Annotated in this window: 23 protein-coding genes and 1 tRNA gene; 4 read left to right on the forward strand and 20 right to left on the reverse strand. The window is 32.4% G+C overall.

The genetic code is table 11. The annotated features are described in order from the left end of the window. Positions 1-11: 11 nt before the first annotated feature. From DI487_RS13285 to DI487_RS13290, 3 genes are all read right to left on the reverse strand, one after another. Positions 12-1157 carry an APC family permease gene (locus DI487_RS13285; protein ID WP_262497995.1) on the reverse strand — a complete coding sequence of 382 codons (1146 nt, stop codon included), beginning with the start codon at positions 1155-1157 and terminating at the stop codon, positions 12-14. After that, the gene (locus DI487_RS16490; RefSeq protein ID WP_262497996.1) at positions 1151-1756 is read right to left on the reverse strand and encodes an APC family permease; all 606 of its coding nucleotides are present in this window, start codon (positions 1754-1756) and stop codon (positions 1151-1153) included. Before DI487_RS16490 ends, DI487_RS13285 begins: the two co-directional genes overlap by 7 nt. Before the next feature lie 96 nt (positions 1757-1852). Further along, positions 1853-2344: a DUF2938 domain-containing protein gene (locus DI487_RS13290; RefSeq protein WP_109570073.1), complete on the reverse strand. Its 492-nt coding sequence runs from the start codon at positions 2342-2344 to the stop codon at positions 1853-1855. Between the two features lie 57 nt (positions 2345-2401). Between DI487_RS13290 and DI487_RS13295 the strand changes: the two genes are divergently transcribed. Continuing rightward, entirely contained in the window at positions 2402-2782 is a 381-nt protein-coding gene (locus DI487_RS13295) for a Fur family transcriptional regulator (RefSeq protein ID WP_109570074.1), read from the forward strand. A 61-nt stretch (positions 2783-2843) separates the two neighbouring features. On the opposite strand, the gene DI487_RS13300 is transcribed toward DI487_RS13295, so the two are convergent. The 6 genes from DI487_RS13300 to DI487_RS13325 form a co-directional block, all read right to left on the reverse strand. Then, the gene (locus tag DI487_RS13300; protein ID WP_109570075.1) at positions 2844-3344 is read right to left on the reverse strand and encodes a MepB family protein; all 501 of its coding nucleotides are present in this window, start codon (positions 3342-3344) and stop codon (positions 2844-2846) included. A gap of 113 nt (positions 3345-3457) precedes the next feature. Further along, complete coding sequence (locus DI487_RS13305) at positions 3458-4042, reverse strand: hypothetical protein (protein ID WP_109570076.1); 585 nt, start codon at positions 4040-4042, stop codon at positions 3458-3460. Between the two features lie 68 nt (positions 4043-4110). Beyond that, positions 4111-5295, reverse strand: coding sequence for a S41 family peptidase (locus tag DI487_RS13310; RefSeq protein WP_245896404.1), 1185 nt, complete (start codon positions 5293-5295; stop codon positions 4111-4113). A gap of 710 nt (positions 5296-6005) precedes the next feature. Then, positions 6006-6917 carry a hypothetical protein gene (locus tag DI487_RS13320; RefSeq protein ID WP_109570078.1) on the reverse strand — a complete coding sequence of 304 codons (912 nt, stop codon included), beginning with the start codon at positions 6915-6917 and terminating at the stop codon, positions 6006-6008. Positions 6918-6989: 72 nt separating this feature from the next. Then, the gene (locus tag DI487_RS16100) at positions 6990-7139 is read right to left on the reverse strand and encodes a hypothetical protein (protein WP_170108212.1); all 150 of its coding nucleotides are present in this window, start codon (positions 7137-7139) and stop codon (positions 6990-6992) included. Between the two features lie 55 nt (positions 7140-7194). After that, positions 7195-7509, reverse strand: coding sequence for a DUF3892 domain-containing protein (locus tag DI487_RS13325; RefSeq protein ID WP_109570079.1), 315 nt, complete (start codon positions 7507-7509; stop codon positions 7195-7197). Positions 7510-7698: 189 nt separating this feature from the next. On the opposite strand from DI487_RS13325, the gene DI487_RS13330 reads away from it, so the two are divergent. Next, positions 7699-8055 (forward strand): helix-turn-helix domain-containing protein, encoded by a 357-nt coding sequence (locus tag DI487_RS13330; protein ID WP_109570080.1) that lies wholly within the window; start codon positions 7699-7701, stop codon positions 8053-8055. Continuing rightward, positions 8052-8570 (forward strand): ImmA/IrrE family metallo-endopeptidase, encoded by a 519-nt coding sequence (locus DI487_RS13335; protein ID WP_109570081.1) that lies wholly within the window; start codon positions 8052-8054, stop codon positions 8568-8570. Before DI487_RS13330 ends, DI487_RS13335 begins: the two co-directional genes overlap by 4 nt. Before the next feature lie 265 nt (positions 8571-8835). Here the strand turns inward: DI487_RS13335 and DI487_RS13340 are convergent, their stop codons facing one another. From DI487_RS13340 to DI487_RS13350, 3 genes are all read right to left on the reverse strand, one after another. Next, positions 8836-9915, reverse strand: coding sequence for a hypothetical protein (locus tag DI487_RS13340; protein WP_109570082.1), 1080 nt, complete (start codon positions 9913-9915; stop codon positions 8836-8838). Between the two features lie 2 nt (positions 9916-9917). Then, positions 9918-10250: a helix-turn-helix domain-containing protein gene (locus DI487_RS13345; protein ID WP_146193476.1), complete on the reverse strand. Its 333-nt coding sequence runs from the start codon at positions 10248-10250 to the stop codon at positions 9918-9920. Between the two features lie 156 nt (positions 10251-10406). Then, positions 10407-10892: a hypothetical protein gene (locus DI487_RS13350; RefSeq protein WP_109570084.1), complete on the reverse strand. Its 486-nt coding sequence runs from the start codon at positions 10890-10892 to the stop codon at positions 10407-10409. A gap of 89 nt (positions 10893-10981) precedes the next feature. On the opposite strand from DI487_RS13350, the gene DI487_RS13355 reads away from it, so the two are divergent. Next, positions 10982-11218: a helix-turn-helix domain-containing protein gene (locus tag DI487_RS13355; RefSeq protein WP_109570085.1), complete on the forward strand. Its 237-nt coding sequence runs from the start codon at positions 10982-10984 to the stop codon at positions 11216-11218. On the opposite strand, the gene DI487_RS13360 is transcribed toward DI487_RS13355, so the two are convergent. The 8 genes from DI487_RS13360 to gldF all read right to left on the reverse strand — a co-directional run bounded on the left by DI487_RS13360 (position 11211) and on the right by gldF (position 20633). Next, positions 11211-12362 carry a site-specific integrase gene (locus tag DI487_RS13360; RefSeq protein ID WP_109570086.1) on the reverse strand — a complete coding sequence of 384 codons (1152 nt, stop codon included), beginning with the start codon at positions 12360-12362 and terminating at the stop codon, positions 11211-11213. The genes DI487_RS13355 and DI487_RS13360 overlap by 8 nt on opposite strands. Before the next feature lie 320 nt (positions 12363-12682). Beyond that, positions 12683-12756, reverse strand: a tRNA-Arg gene (locus DI487_RS13365). A 210-nt stretch (positions 12757-12966) separates the two neighbouring features. Next, positions 12967-14961 (reverse strand): M56 family metallopeptidase, encoded by a 1995-nt coding sequence (locus tag DI487_RS13370; protein WP_109570087.1) that lies wholly within the window; start codon positions 14959-14961, stop codon positions 12967-12969. Between the two features lies 1 nt (position 14962). Then, positions 14963-15322 (reverse strand): BlaI/MecI/CopY family transcriptional regulator, encoded by a 360-nt coding sequence (locus tag DI487_RS13375; RefSeq protein WP_109570088.1) that lies wholly within the window; start codon positions 15320-15322, stop codon positions 14963-14965. Positions 15323-15401: 79 nt separating this feature from the next. Then, positions 15402-16796: an MDR family MFS transporter gene (locus DI487_RS13380; protein ID WP_109570089.1), complete on the reverse strand. Its 1395-nt coding sequence runs from the start codon at positions 16794-16796 to the stop codon at positions 15402-15404. A gap of 222 nt (positions 16797-17018) precedes the next feature. Next, on the reverse strand, positions 17019-18137 hold the full coding sequence (gene dnaN / locus DI487_RS13385; RefSeq protein ID WP_109570090.1) for a DNA polymerase III subunit beta: 1119 nt from the start codon (positions 18135-18137) through the stop codon (positions 17019-17021). An 88-nt stretch (positions 18138-18225) separates the two neighbouring features. Next, on the reverse strand, positions 18226-19908 hold the full coding sequence (gldG, locus tag DI487_RS13390; protein WP_109570091.1) for a gliding motility-associated ABC transporter substrate-binding protein GldG: 1683 nt from the start codon (positions 19906-19908) through the stop codon (positions 18226-18228). Further along, entirely contained in the window at positions 19908-20633 is a 726-nt protein-coding gene (gene gldF / locus DI487_RS13395; protein ID WP_109570092.1) for a gliding motility-associated ABC transporter permease subunit GldF, read from the reverse strand. The genes gldG and gldF overlap by 1 nt, the downstream gene beginning before the upstream one ends. Between the last annotated feature and the right edge of the window lie 19 nt (positions 20634-20652).

Genomic DNA, 20652 nt, shown 5'->3' on the forward strand with positions numbered 1-20652 from the left:
CCTTGAAAACCTTAAATAATCAATCGAACACCGCCCAATTGTTCTATTTTATACGGGAAATGATCGCCGGGCGAACCAATAAACATAAAATTGACCGGAATGTTCCATTTTTCAGATAGTTCATTGATCAGATCCGGACCGAATTCTGCTTGTAGCTGAATGAAATCGATCTTAATATTGGGATATTCCCTGTCTAATACATCCAGATCGGCAAGGAATTGAGGGGAGGCTTTTTCACCTTCTTTAAAGGCGGCTACGATTTTGAGGTTCTTAGTATGTTCGTTATTCTGAATGTAGAGCATTACTTTATTCAACGTAGCCACATCGTCATCTTTGGTGAAATAAACAAATTCTTGTGAATTGATGGTGTCTATAACTTTCAGGATCCCGTCATTGGATCGGGTTAAAAACGACTGCACGGGCGACAGAAAATATTTAATGATCTTTAAAAGGAGTTTTAAAATAGAGGTCCGGTTCAGCATCACGGCAACAACTAATATTGTAGGTAAAAAATACTGAAGGAATACACCCAGATAAGCAGGGTTCAGGATGGCATTTCCGGTTATGGCTATGATCACGGCTCCGATAGCAATTAACAGGGCGATCCAGGAAGATTTTTCCGGTCGCGGCAAATTTTGTCGCCTTACTTTGAGTAATATATTACCGATACCGAATAAGACCATTACGGATAGAAAAGCAATGGTATAAACACCTGCCAAAGCACTTAGTTTTCCTCTTGTGATCAATAAAATGGAAACGCATAATAAAAAGAAAACAATAGCAATGCGATACGAGCTTCCTCTTTTGTTCTTTTTGAGTAGGAAAGGAGGTAACACCCGATCCAGTGTCATTCGTTCAACTAAACCGGTTACGCCGACAAACGAAGTCAAAACGGCTCCGCTTAACACTAAAGCAGCATCAATAGATATCAGAACCGAAAGCCAGGATCCTCCGGAGATATTTCCCATATAAGATAATAAAGCTTCCTGATTGTTCTCAATATCTCCCATAGGAATTACGGCCAAAGCTAAAAAAGCCATCAGCGGGTTAAAGATGGTTACAACCACCCACATGTTTCGCAATGTTTTCGGAAAAACGCCGCGTTCTTGTTCTTCTACAAAATTAGCCGAACTTTCAAACCCGCTGATCCCTAACATGGCTGCCGAGAAACCGAAAAATAAGGCTGTGGTAATGTTTCCCCTTTGGTGGGTAAAAGATTATTTTCGGTAAAAACGGTAAAGCCGTTTTGAAAGAGATAAAATATCGTAAAAGAAGCCAGAATGACCAGTGAGGTTAAATGAAAGATAAAAATAAAGATGGCGACTTTAGAAGATTCTCCGATCCCGATTATGCTTAATCCCATAAAAATGCCAAGTAAAACGATTGTTGCAATAATTATAGGCAAATGGTCAAATACAATTGAAGCGTAGTGCATGGCTTCATTGGCTGAAATTACAGCAGTAGCCATATAAGATAGCAGGGTTAAGGTAGCTGCGAGAGAAGCTAATGATTTACTGGTGGTATTCAGTAGGGCGTTGTAAGCACCACCGTTTAAGGGAAGTGCGCCTACCACTTCTCCGTATACTTTACGGAATAAAAAGAGAACAACACCAACCATCAGTAAAGCGAGCCAGGCATATTGTCCGGAGTAAACAATGGCTAAAGCCGATACGTATAAACAAGAAGAACTGATATCATTTCCGCAAATAGCTGTCGAAGCAAGTTCGTTAAGCTTTTTAAGTTGTTTTTTTTCCATGCTGAAAGAATTGGAATCTGTTTTTTTATAAGAGATATAAATGTAAGATTAATTTTTTTAGCATGAAAATTACGGAACAGAATAGCGATTCTTTATTTATAAGAACTCAGTTAATTTGCTTGAGCCTAATGAAGCTATATATATTCCAAGTCCGTATATGAAATGAGTAATTATACTTTTTAAGCGGGCAATGTTAGGCTCAGGAAGTTTAGAGCCGGCTATTCCGAAACCGAAAGAAGGCTGCATTAAAAAAAACGGAGCAATTGTCGTCAGTAGTCCGATAAATAGTGCGGGTTGTAGAGTAGGATTTTCAATCCATTCCGTACCATAAATTAAAACAAGTAGGAAGACAAAAGCAATTCCGATGAAGTAATGAGCGATCCACCCGATCAGGGATTCATTAGGAAAAGGAGTTGTATGAATTATTTTATCATGTTTAAATTTCCCTTTTGTCATGCTTCCTATCCACCTTCCTACTAATCTGTAATCTAAAGATTTTATATTAAAAATGCTCAAAATGTAAGCCCAGATATCCATTGTTAAAGTTGCTCCGATCCCAATTGCTATAATTTTTAATACTGTAACCATATCTTTTTTTGGTAAAGATATAAAAATTTTTTATTATTGCGACAAAGTTGCATTTATATGAAAAGAAGAAATACAGAATCGACTAATGAAATATACGCATTGCTTAAAGCATCTAAATCGGCATTAAGCCACGATATGATCCGGTCAAAACTAACTAGTAATGCGGACAGAGCTACAATTTATAGAATACTTAATCGTTTTTGTGAAGATAAGCTTGTTCATAAAGTCATGGGAGATGACGGAAAGCAATATTTTGCTTTTTGCACGAATTGTCAAGAGAAAAAGCATAAGCACAATCACTTTCATTTCAGATGTACCGTTTGTGGGAAAGTAGAGTGTTTAACGTCAGAAATAGAGATCTCTTTGCCTGAAAATTATGTTTTTCAAAATTTTAACGCATCAATTTCAGGAGTGTGCTCAGAGTGTATGAACCGTTGAGGTTTTAAGAAGTTAAATACGATTTCGCTATCGAGGTTATCAATTAAAATAGAAAATAAGATCAGTAGGTTGGCTTTGTGTATAATTCTTTGACCCGATCGAGTTCGGTTGTATCCGTTATCCGGAAAAAATAATCAAGTTGCCATTTCTGAGTTTTTTCGGCTTGTTTGTTGTTTGCCGTATCCCAAACCGGGTATACCCGAAATCCTCTTTTTCCGTCTTTTTTATCTGTACGTAGTATTCCCTGGTTTTTTAAAACCGATTTTGGAAAGACAAATTGTCCCAGCTTATTTTCTTTAAGAACATGAATAACAAAGAAATCAACAGGATCGTTTTCAGAGAATGGTTCTGTAATTCCGTTTTTATTCCGTTTCCAGAAAGTAACGAACTGCCCTGTTTTTTTAGGGGTTATTTTAGCGGTTCTGCTGATGATCTTCAATCCGTCCAACTCAAATCGACAGGCATCATATTCCTGACCTTCCGGTTCTGTTTGTAGATCAGAAAGTTGTAGTCCGCATGTGTCATAAATTTCAGTTTTGACCTTATTCAGAATATCATTCATAGAAATATTGGCTAAAAATGTTAGGTTATACCAAAGCTAATGTAGGCAAAATTTAGAGGATTCGGGAGATTTTCGGAAAATTCTAAACCGAGTCATTATTGTAACCGATTTTTTTATTCAGTTATCCCTAAATACTCTTTCTGATTCTCTGTTAAGTTCCAGTTTTCCTGAATATCCAGATTAAGAAGCAGAACTTTTATTTTTAAATTTTCTTGGTTTGCGAGATTTGAGAACCAATTTAAAGAGGTTTCGCTTTCAGCACTCAGAAATTTCCCCCAAGTGATAAAAATATACATGTCGACATTTTCATCAGTTATGGTGCTACCATCTAAAATAGTTATTTCTTTCAGGAAGTTCTCTAATGTTTGACCGGGATCGGATTTCATTTTTGAAATTTTTTCTAACTTCTTTAATTCTGCTCCGCAATACATCCCTTTTCCCTTATTCTTGATTAATTCACCTTTAGAATTAAAAAAAAAGGCATCAGGAACTACCAGTCTTTCGGTTTTGCTAAATTCCGCAAAGGTTCCGATTCCTTTTAAAGTTGCTATTTGATCGTTTGAGAAGTCAACTTTTTTAGCTTTTAAATAGTGAATAATGGTGGAATCGTTCTCAATTTTAAAATTAATTTCAATCTTCTTTTGAGCAAAAGAAGTAATGGAAATTAACATTAGAAACATTATTTGAATAGTTTTCATGGGAGCTGTGTTTTAAATTTTTGATAGAGGGAAATAAGCCATTTTTATAGCTATTGTGTTACAGGTAGTTATATTTTTTCATTGTTGATCTTTATAATTTGCTGAATCCAGTCGCTTTTATTGTCAAGATAATAGTCAGGTTGAATTCCGGTATATTCAAATTTATCGAAGTCTTTATTGATAATTTTAGTCGATAGAATCATTTTGTATTTTGCACAATTTGTGGTAGCAGAAAATGCTTTATTGCCGTATCCGTATTTGAGCATGCCTCTTGAATTTTCACCGACAATAATCGTTCTGTTGTCTTTTTTAAGATCTAAAGTAATTAATTCGGCAGAACTCCCTGTCTTGAAATTTATCATCACATATATTCGTTTGATGCTGTGGTTCTTTTTCAGGTATTTCAATAATGCTTCTGCTTGTTTGGTAGCGCCTCCGCCATTGTTTCTTAGATCGATAATCAGATTTTCTTTATTGAGGTTTGATAAATTTTCGTTGTAAAAATTCTCAGCTTCTTTCATCAAATTAGTGGTTCTGCTCAGGGTTTTGATTCCGATATAGTCGAAAGAAGGGTTTATGGATTGGTAGGTAAAATTCTTTTCATGATTTTTGTTGAAAAAGTAGTTGTTCTCTTTATTCCAAAAAGTGGAATAAATTCTACTGTTTTTAACTTCAATGTTGTTCTGGTAATACAATAGTCCATTTTGATAAAATTCAAAAAGTTCAAATTTGCCGTTAGGCAGTTTATTGAGTTTTAATCGAATTTTTCTCTCTTTCCATTTCTCTGAATCGGAAGATACCATAACACCATACCACGTGTTCTTTTCATCGTTGATCAGAAGTATTTTTTCTCTTCCGGCAAAGTATATCCCTGAAATCCCATCGCTCTTGATTTTAATTGTATCAATTGCTTTAGTATAGTTTGGGATAAAGGTCGATATATCGCTAGGAATAGTATAAATTTCATTGTGTCTGTCATGAATAAACGAAATATATTTTTGTAAATATCCGGTACAGAATGCTTGGTTCAAACTGTCGTTTGTGATCTCATGTTTTATTATTTCTTTCCAATCTTCAAACTCAGTTTCTTTGTGTTCTTTTACAATCTGAGTCTGATAACTTTTAGCGTTTTTAATCAGTTCTGAAACATTATCCAGTTCGTTAATACAATCACATACTTTTTCTTGGCTAAAACCAAAATTGACTTCGATTAACAGTAATAATAATGTAATGATCGTTTTTTTTGTCTTCAATTTTTTAAGTTTTTTTATTTGTGGTAATGGGGTACGGCTAAAGAAAGTGGTGAATAGCCAAGACCGAGTATGACCAAAAATAGACAAAATTTAGAAAATCAGGAGAATTTTCGGTAGATATTTGACAAGGCTATTTACGTTAAAAGCTGTTGGCATCAGATATTTTTAATTTATTCCAAAATATCTTCATGAATCATCATCAATGTAGTTTAGGCAAAAAATACAAATCTCATTAATCTCAAATTGAGTAGCATTTTTATGAAATAACATTCTATAGAGTTTTTCATAATCTAAATTGTTTTCAGAATATTCAAAAATTTCTATTGTATGATTAACATATAATGGAAATCTATCTGACAATAATTCAAGTTGTTCATTTTTAATTTTCTTTTCGAAAAAACTCCACATGATTTTAATTTAGATTCTTCCAAATCTACTAAATATTTAAAACAGATTAGTGGGAAATTTTTAGCATTAAAAAAATCTAATTTGATGCATTTGAAATTTGAAAAATTAAAACTAAATTGTAATTGAATTTAGGCTTTGGTACAAATAAGGCACAGTTGAAAAATAAAAATCCCCAAAACCTTTATTTATAAGGGATTGGGGATTAAATTGTGACCTCGACAGGCTTATAACCTATTTTTAAACCCCTATAAAATACGAGACTTTACAGAGGTTTAAAAAAATGGGGGTAATTCTAAGGGTAATTACTCTCCTAAGTTGTCTAAATTTAAAGATGGGTAATGTAACTTACAATATTCTAAGAAATCCTCTAGCGAACCTCTATATTGTAATACAAAATCTACTAACTGACTTTTTGGCTTTCCATAAGTTTTATAAATTTCCTTAATTATAAGCTTCTTAGTTCCGTCTTTAAGTTTATTAACAATCTTTAGATTCTTAATTTTAATTTTATTAGACATTATATCCTTAGATATACAATTACTAGAAACAAAATAGCTATATCTTCCAGAATAATCTCTAGACCCAGAGATAATTATTTTTGGAACTAATATAATTTTTTTGCCTTTGTAAGTTGGTAAATTATATTCCTTAGTTTCCCATTTACCACTATTAGGATTATAAAATCTAACTTTTGTTTTTAGAGTAGGAATTTTATACTTTAAGCATTGTTCTTCTGTAAACTCTGCAAAAATGTTTCTACACACATTTGAAATTGTATCTGACATTAAATCTTGTCCAATACCTTCTACTAATAAAAGTATATTATGTGCTTCGTTTGTTATAGAAATACCTTGTTGTGCAAAGACATTTCTACTTAAAGAATCGAAAATTGTTTCTGCTTTTTCATTTGCAATTGCTTTTCCTTTATTACTGTCCGAATAGCCTAAATGATACTCGTTAGGCTCGTGTAATTCTGATAGAAATAGAAGACCATTTTGTCTATCCATAGGGACAATATAGTTTCTATTTAGATTTTTAAAGAAATGTTCTAATTGTAAATAAACTTCTTTTACAATTTTTACATCTTTGTTATTTGCAATTAAAAAGGGGCAGATAAACCCTAGTAAGTCCCCATCGAGCGGGACGTTCGCAAAGTCAACATGTTCTCTTTTGTTGATGTTGAAGTGCTTCTTAAATGTGTAATGTTGCTTCATAAGCGTAATAAATAATAATTAATAATCTTTTTAAATTAATAGATGAATAGGGGCATTTCACCCCACTTGTTTTTATCTTTTGTTTGCTACAGAAACCACTCCAGCTATAACTACAAGTGTTAGTGCTAATCCCGCAAGCGTTCTTATTGCTTGTCCATTAGCACTAATACTAAAGTCTTTATAACTAAAAGTAAGATTCTCTTCTTTTTTTAAAACACTCATACTTTTGTATTTTTAATTAAACAATCTCCATTAAAGCTTGTGGAGTTCCGCTATTTTAATCTAAGAAACATTCCATTTGAAGGGAATTATCTAAATTATTTTTTGTTGAAGCATCTTTTACACTTCTTAAATACTCTTCGTTATTTATAGTTTCGTATGTTACTACTGCGCCTAAATTCCATCCAGGATAATCCCATACAAGTGTTTTTATTACTTTACCATTTTTAATTAGTTTAATAACGTCTTTTTTATTGTTTTTTTTTCCTCTTGTTTGGAAAGTTCCATTATTGTTAACTGTATGTAACATTACATCTGTAATTCTTCCTTGGTTGTCTTTCCAAACTCCTGTGATATAATAGTGTGTCGTCATTTTATTTTTTGTTAAATGTTATTATTATAAACGTGTATTGTAAAAATAACAATACTATTTTTGTAATACAAATACCATGCCAGAAAAAAATACAAACATTTATTGTAATTGGAACATTTTTTGTATATTCGGTATATATATTTTTATATATTTGCACCCTCGTAAAGGATAATATTAGAAATACAATTTATGCTAGATTTTAGTTCTGCTTTGTATAAAATTTTAGGGGATAGAATTAAAGATAGGAGAGACTCTTTAGGTATGAGTCAAACCAATTTATCTGAAGAATTAAAAGACCTTAAAAGGGCTTCTATATCTAATATAGAAAAAGGTAGGCAACACCCTCCTTTAGATACTATTTATAGGCTTTGCGAAGCATTAAGGCTAGACATACATACCATTTTACCAACCTATTCAGAAGTCTTAGATTACATAGAGAAAAACAATTCCGATAATAAAATTGAAAGGTTTTTAGACAGCCTAGATGTTGAAGATAAATTAACTTTTGAAAAGATAAAAAACTTACTAAATAAAGACAAAAAATGAGACCAAATTTTAAATACATTGAAGACAAAGCAGAAGACGTTTTATCTAAAAACAATCTTTTCAAAGCTGGATTTAGTGTTGAAAAGTTAGCTAAATTGTTAAGAATTAGTTTAAAAGAGGAGGTTTTAGATGACAACGTGTCTGGTTTTTTTGTCATGACAGATACTGACAACATAATTACATACAATAAAAAAGATGGTGAATTAAGACAAAGATTTACTATTGCCCATGAAATTGGACATTTTTTATTACATTCTAAAGATCAGCCAATATTTATTGACAAAACTCCGAGTGTAATGTTTAGAGATAATTCTTCTTCTACTGGAGAGGATTTTAAAGAAAGAGAAGCAAATGCATTTGCAGCATCTTTACTTATGCCAAAAAAACTTATTGAAGCTGAAATAGAAAAAGCTCCTAATGATGTAGATGATGCAATTATTTTCTTAGCTAAAAAGTTTAAAGTAAGCCAACAAGCGATGACTTTTAGATTATCTAATTTAGGTTACGGAATTTAATAGATAATCTCTTAAATCGTTTGTATTTCGTTTTAAGATAGCTATAATTATAAAAAGGCAATCGTGTTCTATATATGAATGATTGCCTTTTATCTTTTTAAGATGTTTACTCGTTAAAATATGTTCTTAAAAATCGCTGATACAAAAATTGTGTCTTACTTGTTGTATATGTAATTAATATGATACAATTTTGGAAGCCTGTACTTGTTGTGCGGAAAAAATTCGCTATTACTCTATAGATTGTTTAATATTATACATTCTAGAGTTATATTATTACCTTATTATGACGGAACTGTGGTAATTTTATTTTTTGACTTTCTAGAAATCCGTTGTAGGCTTGTTTTTCTAAAATTCTTTTCATTATTTGTTTTGTAAGTTGATGTTTTTCCACTTTAAAGCTTTCTAATTTTAAAATTAAAGTACTCTTTATTTTGTATCTTCTGTTGGGATTATCCTCTAATTTTTGCAACAATCCATATAAGCGGTCTAATCCTATACGCTCTATTCCTTTACATATTAAGAATTCATAATACACGTTTCTTTTTTTTGTTTTTAAAAAATCTAATTCATTTTCGTTAATTAATTCTAGATACTCTAGATTGGTCATTTGTTTTATCCAATAATCTATTATTTCTTCTTTTTGATTACAAAAATCCCTAACTGTTTTAATGTTATTTCTTTTAAAAAAATCATTTGTACTTACATGTATTTTTTGTTCTAATCTTAAAAGCATCCATTTTTTACTAAATACACTATAAAAGTTTTGACTAAATAATTTTTTCTTTTGCATTTCTAAACCTTTATCGTATATCTTAACATTGTTTTTTCCGTCGGCGGTCATGAAATACAAGGTTTCTAGAGGATAATTAACCCTCTTTTTATAGTTTTTATGTGAAAATGTATTAAAGAGCAATCTTGTTCCAAAATCGTTACTAATTTTTATTGTTTTTCCTATTTCTACTCGCCTTAAGATACCATTATAAATTGTACTTTCCTCTTTAAATATTATATTGCTTAAATGTTTTAAACAAACTTCAAATTCATAAAAATTTATTTCTTGAATGCTTCTTTTTCCTAAAAACCATTTTCTAATACTATTGCGAATTTCTATAATTGTTCCCTTACTTGATTCTCTATATACAAGTTTCATATAAGGTTGGTTTTCATTATCTTGAAAATTAACTTTATTGTAATAAATATAATAGCATACAAAAACAGTTTTTTCACCAATAAAGTTTTTACTTTCTGTGTTAGGTAATACATATGGATTATTGCCATTTTGGAAATCATTTAAAATAGCTCTTGAAAGTTTTCTATTGTTAAGTATTATTGTAATATTATCCATGATTATTTTTTATTTGTGTTAAAGAATAAATTATCTAGGTCTGTTTTTTTTATTAAGCGATTGCCAAAACTTTGCTTTTGTATTACAGGAAGCTTATTTTCTCTTATAGCTCTTTCTAATGTAGACCTTGAAGTTGAATACATTTTTTCTGCCTCTTTTATTGTGAAAGCAGTTTTTGCAGTTGGATTAAATTCTTCTATTTTTAATTTTAGAATTTCTTCTACTTTTTTTTCTACTAAATAATTAAGTCTTTCTTCTTCTCTTTGTGCTTTTAGTTTGATTAACAATTGTTCTAAAGAATTAATCTTTTTGTCTAAAGGGTTTTTAGTTTTCATATTTTTAAAATTTTGATTTATAATACTATTAACTAAAGTCACAACACGAATTTTGGCTAAAAAACAGCAAAAGTTATTGACAATTTGAAGAAGTTTTTAACAAAACACAAAAAAAGCCCTTAATTGGGCTTTTAAAAAATTTAGAGATTATTCTATTTATTCTATAGCATTGAGTAAAATTGATATTTCATAAACTCCTGTTCCAAGAGTTTTTTGTGAATAGTTTTCTGTAAGCATAATCGCATTACGACCGTCGTTATATAAACTTTCATTTCCATTCTTTTTAATTAATGAATAACCGTTTTGCGGTAAATTTTTAACTATTAAGTTATATAGCGTTTTATCCTTAATTATTAGTTTTGTATTTTGAAAAGTAGTACCATCCGAAGTGTCCATTATTATAATTCTTCTTAATAATTGTTTCTTTTGAGTGAATGTAAACGAATAAGTTCCAACTACTTTTCTTCCATTGTCTTTAAATTTTTCTGTTGGTCTTTCTATAGACCAGCCATCATATTGTAATTCCTCTGTAAGTGATTCCAAAGATAACTCTGAAGCAATTAGTAGTTCTTTTAGATTATTAATTTGTGCATTTGATGTAGAAAAACATAAAAAAGCAATAAACAAGAGTAATTTTTTCATAATAAAGTGTTTTTAAATTAAGCAAATATAGTAAAGTCTATTATAATAGGTAACATATAATATACAAATGTCTGAATTTCGGCTTTTATATGAGTGAAGCTGATTTAAATATAGAAGCCAACATTAAAAAAGTTGCAGAGAAAATAAGACAACTAAGAATAGATAGTAATTATTCTAGCTATGAGAATTTTGCTTTTGAAAACGAAATAAATAGGGTACAATATTGGAGAGTAGAATCAGGAAAAAACATTACTCTTAAAACATTTTTTAAAATATTATCTATTCACAATATTACACCCGAAGAGTTTTTTAAAGACTTTACTTAAATACACTAATATTTTCTATTGATTTATTTAATGATTCAACAGATGAATTAACATATGTCATTGTTTGTTTCATACTGCTATGAGTCATTAACTGTGCAATGTGGAAAGGATTTACATTGTAGTTAGCTAAAATTGTTGCAAAAGAATGCCTCCCCATATGAAAAGTAACATTTTTATTTATATCGCAGATTTTCGCAATTTCTTTTAATACTCTATTAGTATGTGCATTTGTGATTTTAGGGAAAACTTGTTCTAACCTATGCTTTTTATGTTGCATTAAAATTAATTTAGCATTTCTACTTAAAGGAATAGTTGCTTTTTTATTGTTTTTTTTAGTGTTTAATACAATGTGATTCATGTTTATAACATTTTCCCATTTTAGAGCTACTACATCTGAAAATCTTAATCCTGTATTACAAGAAAATAAAAACATATCTTTAATTTGTTTTATAGTTTCTGCATTCTTGTGATCTGAAAAATCTGTATTTAATATTTTTTCTAATTCTTTTTCGGTTACATATCCAAATTTTTGGTTGCATTTAGGCATTTTAAAATCTCTGTATGGATTATCTTTTATATAGTTGTTTTTTATTAAATACAGAATAAATGTTTTTAGGTTTTTATGTCTGTTAAATAAACCACTCTCTTTAATATTACTTCTCTCTCGTAAGAAGTCGTCAAATTTCTCTATAAACTTTAAATTAATGTCTTCTGCTTTAGCATTAGGTTTGAATTCTTGTAAGCGTTTTTTTAGTAATTTATAATGCTCTTGTGTCCCAGTTTCGATTTCTTTAAATTTCTTAGCAGTAAACATATTGAAAACAAAAAACAAGTCGGTTGTATTGTTGTTAGAATAAAAGTTTTTTATAGATTCTAAGTTTATTTCTTTTCCACTAATTCTTTGTTCTCTAATGTAATCTTTTATTCTACTTACTTCTTTATCTAGCATTTCATTGCTAATGCTAGTTTTTGGTTCTTTAAAACAGGCTTCTTTTTTATTCCAATTGACTTCTTCTGTATATTCTCCAAAAGGAAGTTTTAATACTTTAGAATTTAATGTAACTCTTAAGTTAATTGGACATTTTCCATCTTTTCTTTTTTTATCTGTGCGTAGGATAGGTTTAACTGAATAATTTAATTTCATGATTTTATTTTCTTACTTAATAACAGGTCAAGCATATTTTACGAGAGCTAAAATAGTAAGAAAAAGATTACATTTAATGAATAAATGTGTTTAAGTTATTGATATTCAATAATTTCGCTTTTTTAAAAAATAACAAAAAAAACACTTAAACAGTACTAGCTTAACAAATTGCGTTAGGATTGTTATTTTTTTAAGGGGGAAAAAATGGGGGTAAAGAAAATGATACAAAATGATACAAAATGACACATTTAGAAATAAAAAAAACCTTGGAGAACCCAAGGTTTTTGTAGCACTAAGGAGGAAAAATTGTCCTTATATCGTGACCTCGACAGGATTCAAACCTGTAACCTTCTGAGCCGTAATCAGATGCGCTATTCAGTTGCGCCACGAGGCCATTGTTTTGTGGGTGCAAATATAGCCATAATTGTGTAACCTGCAAATCAAAAAAAGAAAAAAATAATAAAAAATACAGCTGTAAAAACTACACAGTTGATATTCAGTGTTTTTAAAAGAAATAAAAAAATCCCTTGGACGAATGTACCAAGGGATTTTTTTGCTCAGAAAGTTTAGATGGAATAAGTTCCGTTAGTAGATATTCAGGTATTTAATACATTTTTTCCAGTTTCTTTTGATAAGCCCCTATTTTTTCCTCATAAGCTTTCATCTTTTCTTCATAGATTTTCATAGCCTCTTCGTATTTTTTCATGGCAGGTTCTCTTTTCAGCATTTCTTTTTCAAATTTCTCCATCTTCTTTTCAAATTCTTTTATCTGAGGCTCCATGTTCTCCATTTTTTTCTCAAAAGCTTTTATTTGCTTTTCGTAATCTTTCATGGCTTTTTCATCACTAAGATCGGAAGGTAAAGCTGGCGGGTTTGGAAAGGAAGGTGCTTTGGGCGCCGGAGGTAAATTGTCAAAATTGAATGTCGGCGGTGCCGGCGGTTCTGGTAGATCAGCCATCATATCATTCATAATGATGAATTCTGTTTCTTCTTCATCATTCGTATTAGTATAAACACGAACGGTTTTAGCTTGTTTTGTTTTTAGCGTTTTAAATTCGTTAGGAGAAATTTGTTTGCCATTTACGATATAGATCGCTTCTTCATCAGAATCGTCATCGTATTTAAAAGTAGCATTACCATTCATGATAATTACTCCGTTTTTTCCTTTTTTTCCGAATTTTTCAATAGCATCTTCTTCAGACAATTGCAGAACTGAACCTTCTTCCAGTTCTATCTTTTGATTCTTTAGCTCATCTTTTGTGTATTCTTTACCGTTGATGATATATAACTCTGATTGGTCGGAATCACCCGATTTTCGGATCTCTACTGTTTTGATATTGATAAGGCTGTCACCGATTTTGACTGATTTCGGCCCCATTGTTTCGATCTTTTTGAAAACTGTTCGAAGCTGTTTTCTTCCGAAACCCATATTCGTTTTTCCGCTCATATCAACCTCTTTAAAGAAACGGATCGGTTGTATCGGCTGATCACCATTGGCTGACATTCTTCCGGTGGAACCGTCTTTGTCTTTGAACTTAATATCTAAGGCAATAATTTCATTGTCTGTGTTTCTTTTTAGTTTTGAAACCTTGAAAGTAACATCGTGCTCTTTTTTAAGAATAGCTGTTTCTTTTTTGATTTCTTCATCGGTAGTGTTTTTAGTAATGATGAATTCGGTTGTTTCATCATTAGGAGTGATGAAGACCCGCTCTTTAACCTGAGCTAATGTTTTGATCTGGAATACCAAAAAGAATAAGGTCAATAAAGGAAGTACTACAGTGTATTTCCACATCTTTTTCTTGCTTGATGGATTGGTGTTTAACATAACGATTCGTTTTTTGATTAATGATTGATAAAATTGATTGGTGATTGATAATTGATTGTGATTGATAATAGTCTTTACTAATGTTTTTTGATATTGATAAGAATTATTACTCAAACGTGCCGTTTCTGAATCCGCAATATATTCTAAGTTTTGGAGAATAGCTTTGCGGTACAACCAGGATATGGGGTTGATCCAAAGGATAAAACAAAGTATTTTTCCCAGTAGTACATCAAAAGAATGACGCTGTTCAATATGTACCCTTTCGTGTAAAAAGATCAGATTAAGCTCTTCTGCTGTAAATTTTTCTTTGTTGTATACTAAAATATTAAAAAATGAGAAGGGATTTTGACCCTGCGAGGTTTCTACAACCCAGATGTTATTTTCTTTCCGACGATTGCCTTGACGAAAAATTCTGATGAGTGAAAAGATCTCAAGTAGTAGCGTAGTAGCCAGTAATAGAGCAATGATACTGTAAACAGAAGTAGCAATAAAATTCCAGTCGATAGGTATTTCTGTAACATCCACTGAGGGAATGCTAGCGGTAGAATTAGCGCTTACAAAAGGAAAATAATTTTGAACCTGAGGTTCCGGGTCGACCCAGATGATCTTGGTATAACTGAATAAAGGCAAGAGAAAAGAAATGAAAACTCCGGCAATAAGGAACCAGCGGTTAGTTTGAAAAAAGGTTTCCTTTTTCAAGAAAAGCTGGTACACACCATAGTGGAGTAGTAATAAACCATTTACCTTAAGAAAGTAGAGCCATAAAACATCCATACTATTTCTTTTTTTCGATTAGATCTAAAATTTCCCGAAGTTCGTCAGCAGTGATTTTTTCTTCTTCAGCAAAAAAGGAAACTAAATTTTTATACGAGTTGTTAAAATAGTGAGAAATAGCCGTATTCATAAAAGCTTTGCGATACTCTTCTTTGCTTACGATAGGGAAGTACTGGTGCGTATTGCCATAGGCAGTATGAGAAACATAGCCCTTTTCTTCTAAATTTCTGATTATTGTTGACAGCGTATTGTAATGTGGTTTCTCTTCTACGATCTCAGCCAATACATCTTTTACAAAAGCTTTTTTAAGCTTCCATAAAATGTGCATGATCTCTTCTTCTTTATTGGTTAATTTTTGCATAGCAATAGTTGTTTCGACATTGATGAGTCAAACTTACAACTATTTTTTTAGTTACACAACTATAAAAATAGTTATTTAACTAAATTTTACGTTTTTCAGTATCTTCTAAAGCTCTTGCCGTAACATAATAGCGCCATGCAATAATGGCTTTCTGCCATTTTTTACCTTTAATAGGATCAAGTCTTTGTTTGGTGAAACTAGGTAGGATAAGCTTGTTAAACTTAGCCAGTACAATAAAGAAAACGTTTTTAAATGTTTTGTCTTCATAGCGAACCAGAATAAAAACTAAAATCCCTAAGAGTGTACCGATCAGCCCTAAAATTCCCATGATGATCCAATTGGTCTGGTAACCACCGAAAAATTCAATGATGGTAAAACCTGTTTTGGCAGAAAGAATATGGGCTAAGCTGTAGCTCATAGTAAAAATAGCCATATACCTGCCTTCATGTCCTTTCGGAGCCCTGCTCATGGCAAAGGAGTTGGAAAAAGGAAAAGCAAACATCTCTCCGAATGTCATGCTGAACATCATGATCCACAAAATAGATTCCCATTTATTAAAGAGTAGCATGAACATACAGAGCGACATGATAAATGTACCGGCTGTTACTACTTTTACTTTATTAAAATGATGGCTCTCAATATAGCTGACCAATGGCATTTCCATAAAGAAGATCATTAAACCGTTAAATGATAAGAGCAGTCCGGTTTTATACTCGCTCATATTAAACTGTTCCTTATGGTAGAGTGGAAGAGTGGTAAACAACTGAAAGAAAATGATCCCGCTGATGAGACAAGTTGCTAAAAAGATCCAGAAGGGAATATCTTTAAAAACGGAAGCTGTTAAGATTTCTCCCGGATGTTTAACATCTTGATATTTAGATTTTTCTTTTTCTTTTACAGTAGCCCAAAAGATCACAATGGCAAGGATACAGGTTGTTCCGTCAACCCAGAATAATCCTTTATACCCCATATTCATAATGATTAATCCGCCTAAAGCAGGTCCGGCAGTAAATCCTAAATTAATCGCTAAGCGAACTAAGGTCAGCGCTCGTGTTCTGTTTTCGGGTTTGGCATACGCAGCCAATGAAACGAACATAGCGGGACGAAACATATCTGCGATAACCATAATTAAGAATATAGCAACGATAAAAGCTTCAAAAGTATGTATGTGTTGCAAACCAAAGAACATTAAACCACTGGTTAGTAAACTAAAGATCATAACACGATAGAATCCGATGGAATCGGAAAGTTTACCGCCTAACCAGGATCCGAGCATAGAACCGCAACCAAAACTGACCATGATCCACCCCACCTGACCGTACGAAAAGTTCAGGTCTTCCTTCAGATATTTTGAAAGGAACGGCAAAACCATGGTTCCAGCCCTGTTGATAAAGGTTATAAGAGTTAAAATCCAGATCTCTCTTGAAAAACCTTTGAAATTATTGAAGTACTGAAGAAAGGCTTTTTGTAGCATTGGTTTAGTTTAAGTTGCAAAGTTAAAAAAGCTTTAGTGATAGTTTTGTTAATACTGCATTAATTATGAAGTCACGAAAATCATTTTGGGGATTGTAAAATAAAAAACCGTAATCACTTTACAGTTCATACGGTTCTTAGGTTAAGGGTTGGTTATATAAATCTTAAAATCAGAATTCAGCTTTTGAAGCTTTTCTAATTGATATATATATCTTTTTGAATTTTAGTTGCTCAGCATTACAGGCATTACAAGCATAGTAACGGTTTCTCCTTCATCTAAACCGTCAACCGGTGTTAGGATACCTGCACGGTTAGGCATAGACATTTCTAACTGAATTTCATCGCTGGATAAGTTGTTCAGCATTTCAGTTAAGAAACGGGAATTGAAACCGATTTGCATATCGTCTCCTTGGTAGTCACAAGTCAAACGCTCGTCAGCTTTGTTAGAGTAATCAATGTCTTCGGCTGAAATATTTAATTCAGTTCCGGCGATTTTCAAACGAATCTGATGCGTTGTTTTATTGGCAAAAATAGCCACACGGCGAACAGAATTCAGGAACTGAACACGATTGATTAATAATTTATTAGGATTCTCTTTCGGGATTACCGCTTCATAATTCGGATACTTACCGTCAATTAAGCGACAAGTTAAGATATAGTTATCAAAAGAGAAAGTTGCATTAGCATCGTTATATTCGATAGTTACTTCAGCATCAGAAGCTGCTAAAATTCCTTTTAAGATATTCAAAGGTTTTTTAGGCATGATAAAATCGGCTACCTGAGAGGCTTTTACATCAGCGCGGGCATATTTTACTAATTTGTGCGCATCTGTAGCGACAAAAATTAATCCTTCCGGAGAGAACTGAAAGAAAACACCACTCATAACCGGACGTAGATCGTCATTTCCTGCTGCAAAAATGGTTTTGCTAACAGCAGTAGATAAAACCTCTGCCGGAACAATTGTAGATGAAGGATCTTCCAGAACAACAGCTTTAGGGAATTCGTCTCCCGGTGCATAAGCAATAGCATACTTACCAGAATTTGAACTGATCTCTACCGTATTATTGTCTTCAACCGTAAAAGTTAAAGGCTGCTCCGGAAATGTTTTTAAAATATCCAGCAATAACTTCGCCGGAACTGCCACACTTCCTTGGCTGTTAGAATCAATTTCCAAAGTTGCAGACATCGTGGTTTCCAGATCAGAAGCTGAAACTGTTAATTGGGTATTGTCTAATTCAAAAAGGAAATTATCTAAAATAGGCAGGGTATTACTACTATTAATAACACTACCTAAAACTTGTAGTTGTTTTAACAAATACGAACTTGAAACAATAAACTTCATCATCTTTTTATTAAAAATCCAATATCGGGTTTTATTTTCACAAATATATTTTAATTATCAGCAATACGCAACAATATTTTATCAACAACTAACGGCTGTACATTCTTTTTCGTAAGTAAGTAAATACAAAACCGAAAATTATCAGGATACCGATTGGTAATCCGACAGTTACCATTTGTGCCCAAGTGTAATTCTGATAGACACGTTCTTTGTCCAGCAACGGCAGGTCGACATCTTTGCTGCGAATGTTAATAAGTCCCGTGTCGTCTAAAAGGTAGTTGATACAGTTCATTAAAAACTCTTTGTTGCCATAAAGGTTATTCGTCCATTTATCGAAGCCTAATTCAAGCGGAACACCGTTTTCCAGTTGGTTTTTGATGACATCGCCATCAGAGATCACAATCATTTTATTATCAGAACCGGTTTCTTTAAAGTCCTTCTCTTTAAACGGAAGCACTCTATTCTTGTACATGGAAGTAAAATTACCTTCTAAAAGTACAGCTACAGGCATTAAACCTTTTCCGGTATAATCTTCAGGACGGGTTTCTTCGGTAACCATATCCAGTGAAAAAGTTGCAGGTAAACCAATAGGTCTTGAATATTCTGAACTGGTCAGGAGAACAGTTTTGTGGATGTCATTCTTCAGCAGTTCAATCGGTGTGGCAAATTCAAATTTGATGCCTTCCATATTTTTAACTAAAGGATGGCTTGAAATAGGGTAAACATAAGGAGAATAGCGCCAGATGAATTGCTGGTATTGTGTTTGACTACCTTGCTGCCCTGTTGCTAATTTAATAGGGATCCCTTGTTCATCTTTGATAATCAAAGGATTCATACGAATTCCATACGCAAAGAACATATCCGTTAAATTTAACTGTCTTGGAAATGCAACGGTTTGTCCTGTTTCGTTAGATAGGTCTTCAAAATTGATGGCAACATCATCAATCAACCAAAGTGTTTTACCGCCATTTACAATGTATTGATCCAGTACTTGTTTTTCTTCTTCTGAAAAACCTTCGGTTGGTTTAGCAATGATCGCCAGATCGTATTTCTTTAAAGCATCGAGTGTTTCAACAGGTTGTTGCTTGCTGACAGAGTCAAGTGTAAACGGACCGATGTAATAACTTTCACGAACCGTTTGTAAAAAATCGGCAATATAACGATCGTCTAATTCGCCGTTGCCCTTTACGATGGCTATTTTCTTTTGTTTTTCTTTGGTTATTTTGTTCAACGCTTCAGCAAAAGCAAATTCCAGATGTTGAACAGAACTGATTACTTTTTGTTCTGTGGAGGCGCCCATTAAATTTTTAAGCAGTGCTATTTTAGAGCCTTTGTCACCATAATTGGCCGTTGCCCAAGGGAAAACGACTTCCTGACTTTGTTTGCCTTTATCGTCAACCGTTATGCTCAGAGGTTGCATACCTCTTTCATAGAATTGTTTCATAATGGCAACACGCTCTTCTTCTTTTTCAATAGGATTGACAAACTGAAAAATAATATTGGAATTGTAAGCAGAGAACTCTTCTAATAATTGTCGGGTCTCATCCTGTAAACGTCGGAATTCCGGCGGAAAATTTCCTTCCAGAAAAACATCAATATATAAAGGACTGTCGACAGTTTTAATAATGTTTAATGTAGTCGGGGATAAGGTATATCGCTTGTCCTGTGTTAAGTCAAAACGTTTGAAAAAATAATGTCCGCCGAAGTTTGCAACAACTAAAACAAGCAGTAGTAATAATAACTGTTTGAAAGCTTTTATATTCTTCTTCATTATCCTCTTGTTGTTTTAAGTTTATAAACAGTAAAAGCTAAAAATGCAGTAGTAATACTTCCGAAATACAGAATATCTCTGGTATCAATCACACCGCGACCCATGCTTTTAAAGTGGTAGTCCATTCCTAATTGAGCAATGAGAGAATTACTTTGTTTTAATAAAGTGGCAATGCCGTCAAAACCAAAGTAGAAGAAAAAACAAATGAAAACAGACAGGATAAAAGCTACTATTTGATTATCGGACAAGGTTGACGTAAAAATACCGATTGAAGTATAGGCCGCTACCAGAAATAATAAACCGAAGTAAGATCCGGTAGTACTTCCCATATCGATATTACCTTGCGGACTACCGAAATAGGAGATAACCCAAACATAGATCAAGGTAGGCAATAGTGCCAGAACACATAGCAGGAAAGCACCCATGAATTTACCGTTAACAATTTCCCATATGGATAAAGGTTTGGTAAACAATAATTCTAATGTTCCCTGTTTTTTCTCATCGGAAAAACTCCTCATGGTAATAGCGGGGATCAAAAAGATAAATATCCATGGAGACAATCTAAAAAACGGAGTCATATCGGCAAATCCGGAATTCAGAATATTGTAATCACCGTCAAATACCCAAAGGAATAGTCCGTTGAGTAAAAGAAAAATAGCAATCACTAAGTAACCGATAGGTGAACCAAAAAAAGATTTGATCTCTCGTAACAGCAATGCTTTCATTGTATGAATTTAAAATTTC

The sequence above is a fragment of the Flavobacterium sediminis genome (assembly GCF_003148385.1).
Taxonomy (GTDB): domain Bacteria; phylum Bacteroidota; class Bacteroidia; order Flavobacteriales; family Flavobacteriaceae; genus Flavobacterium; species Flavobacterium sediminis.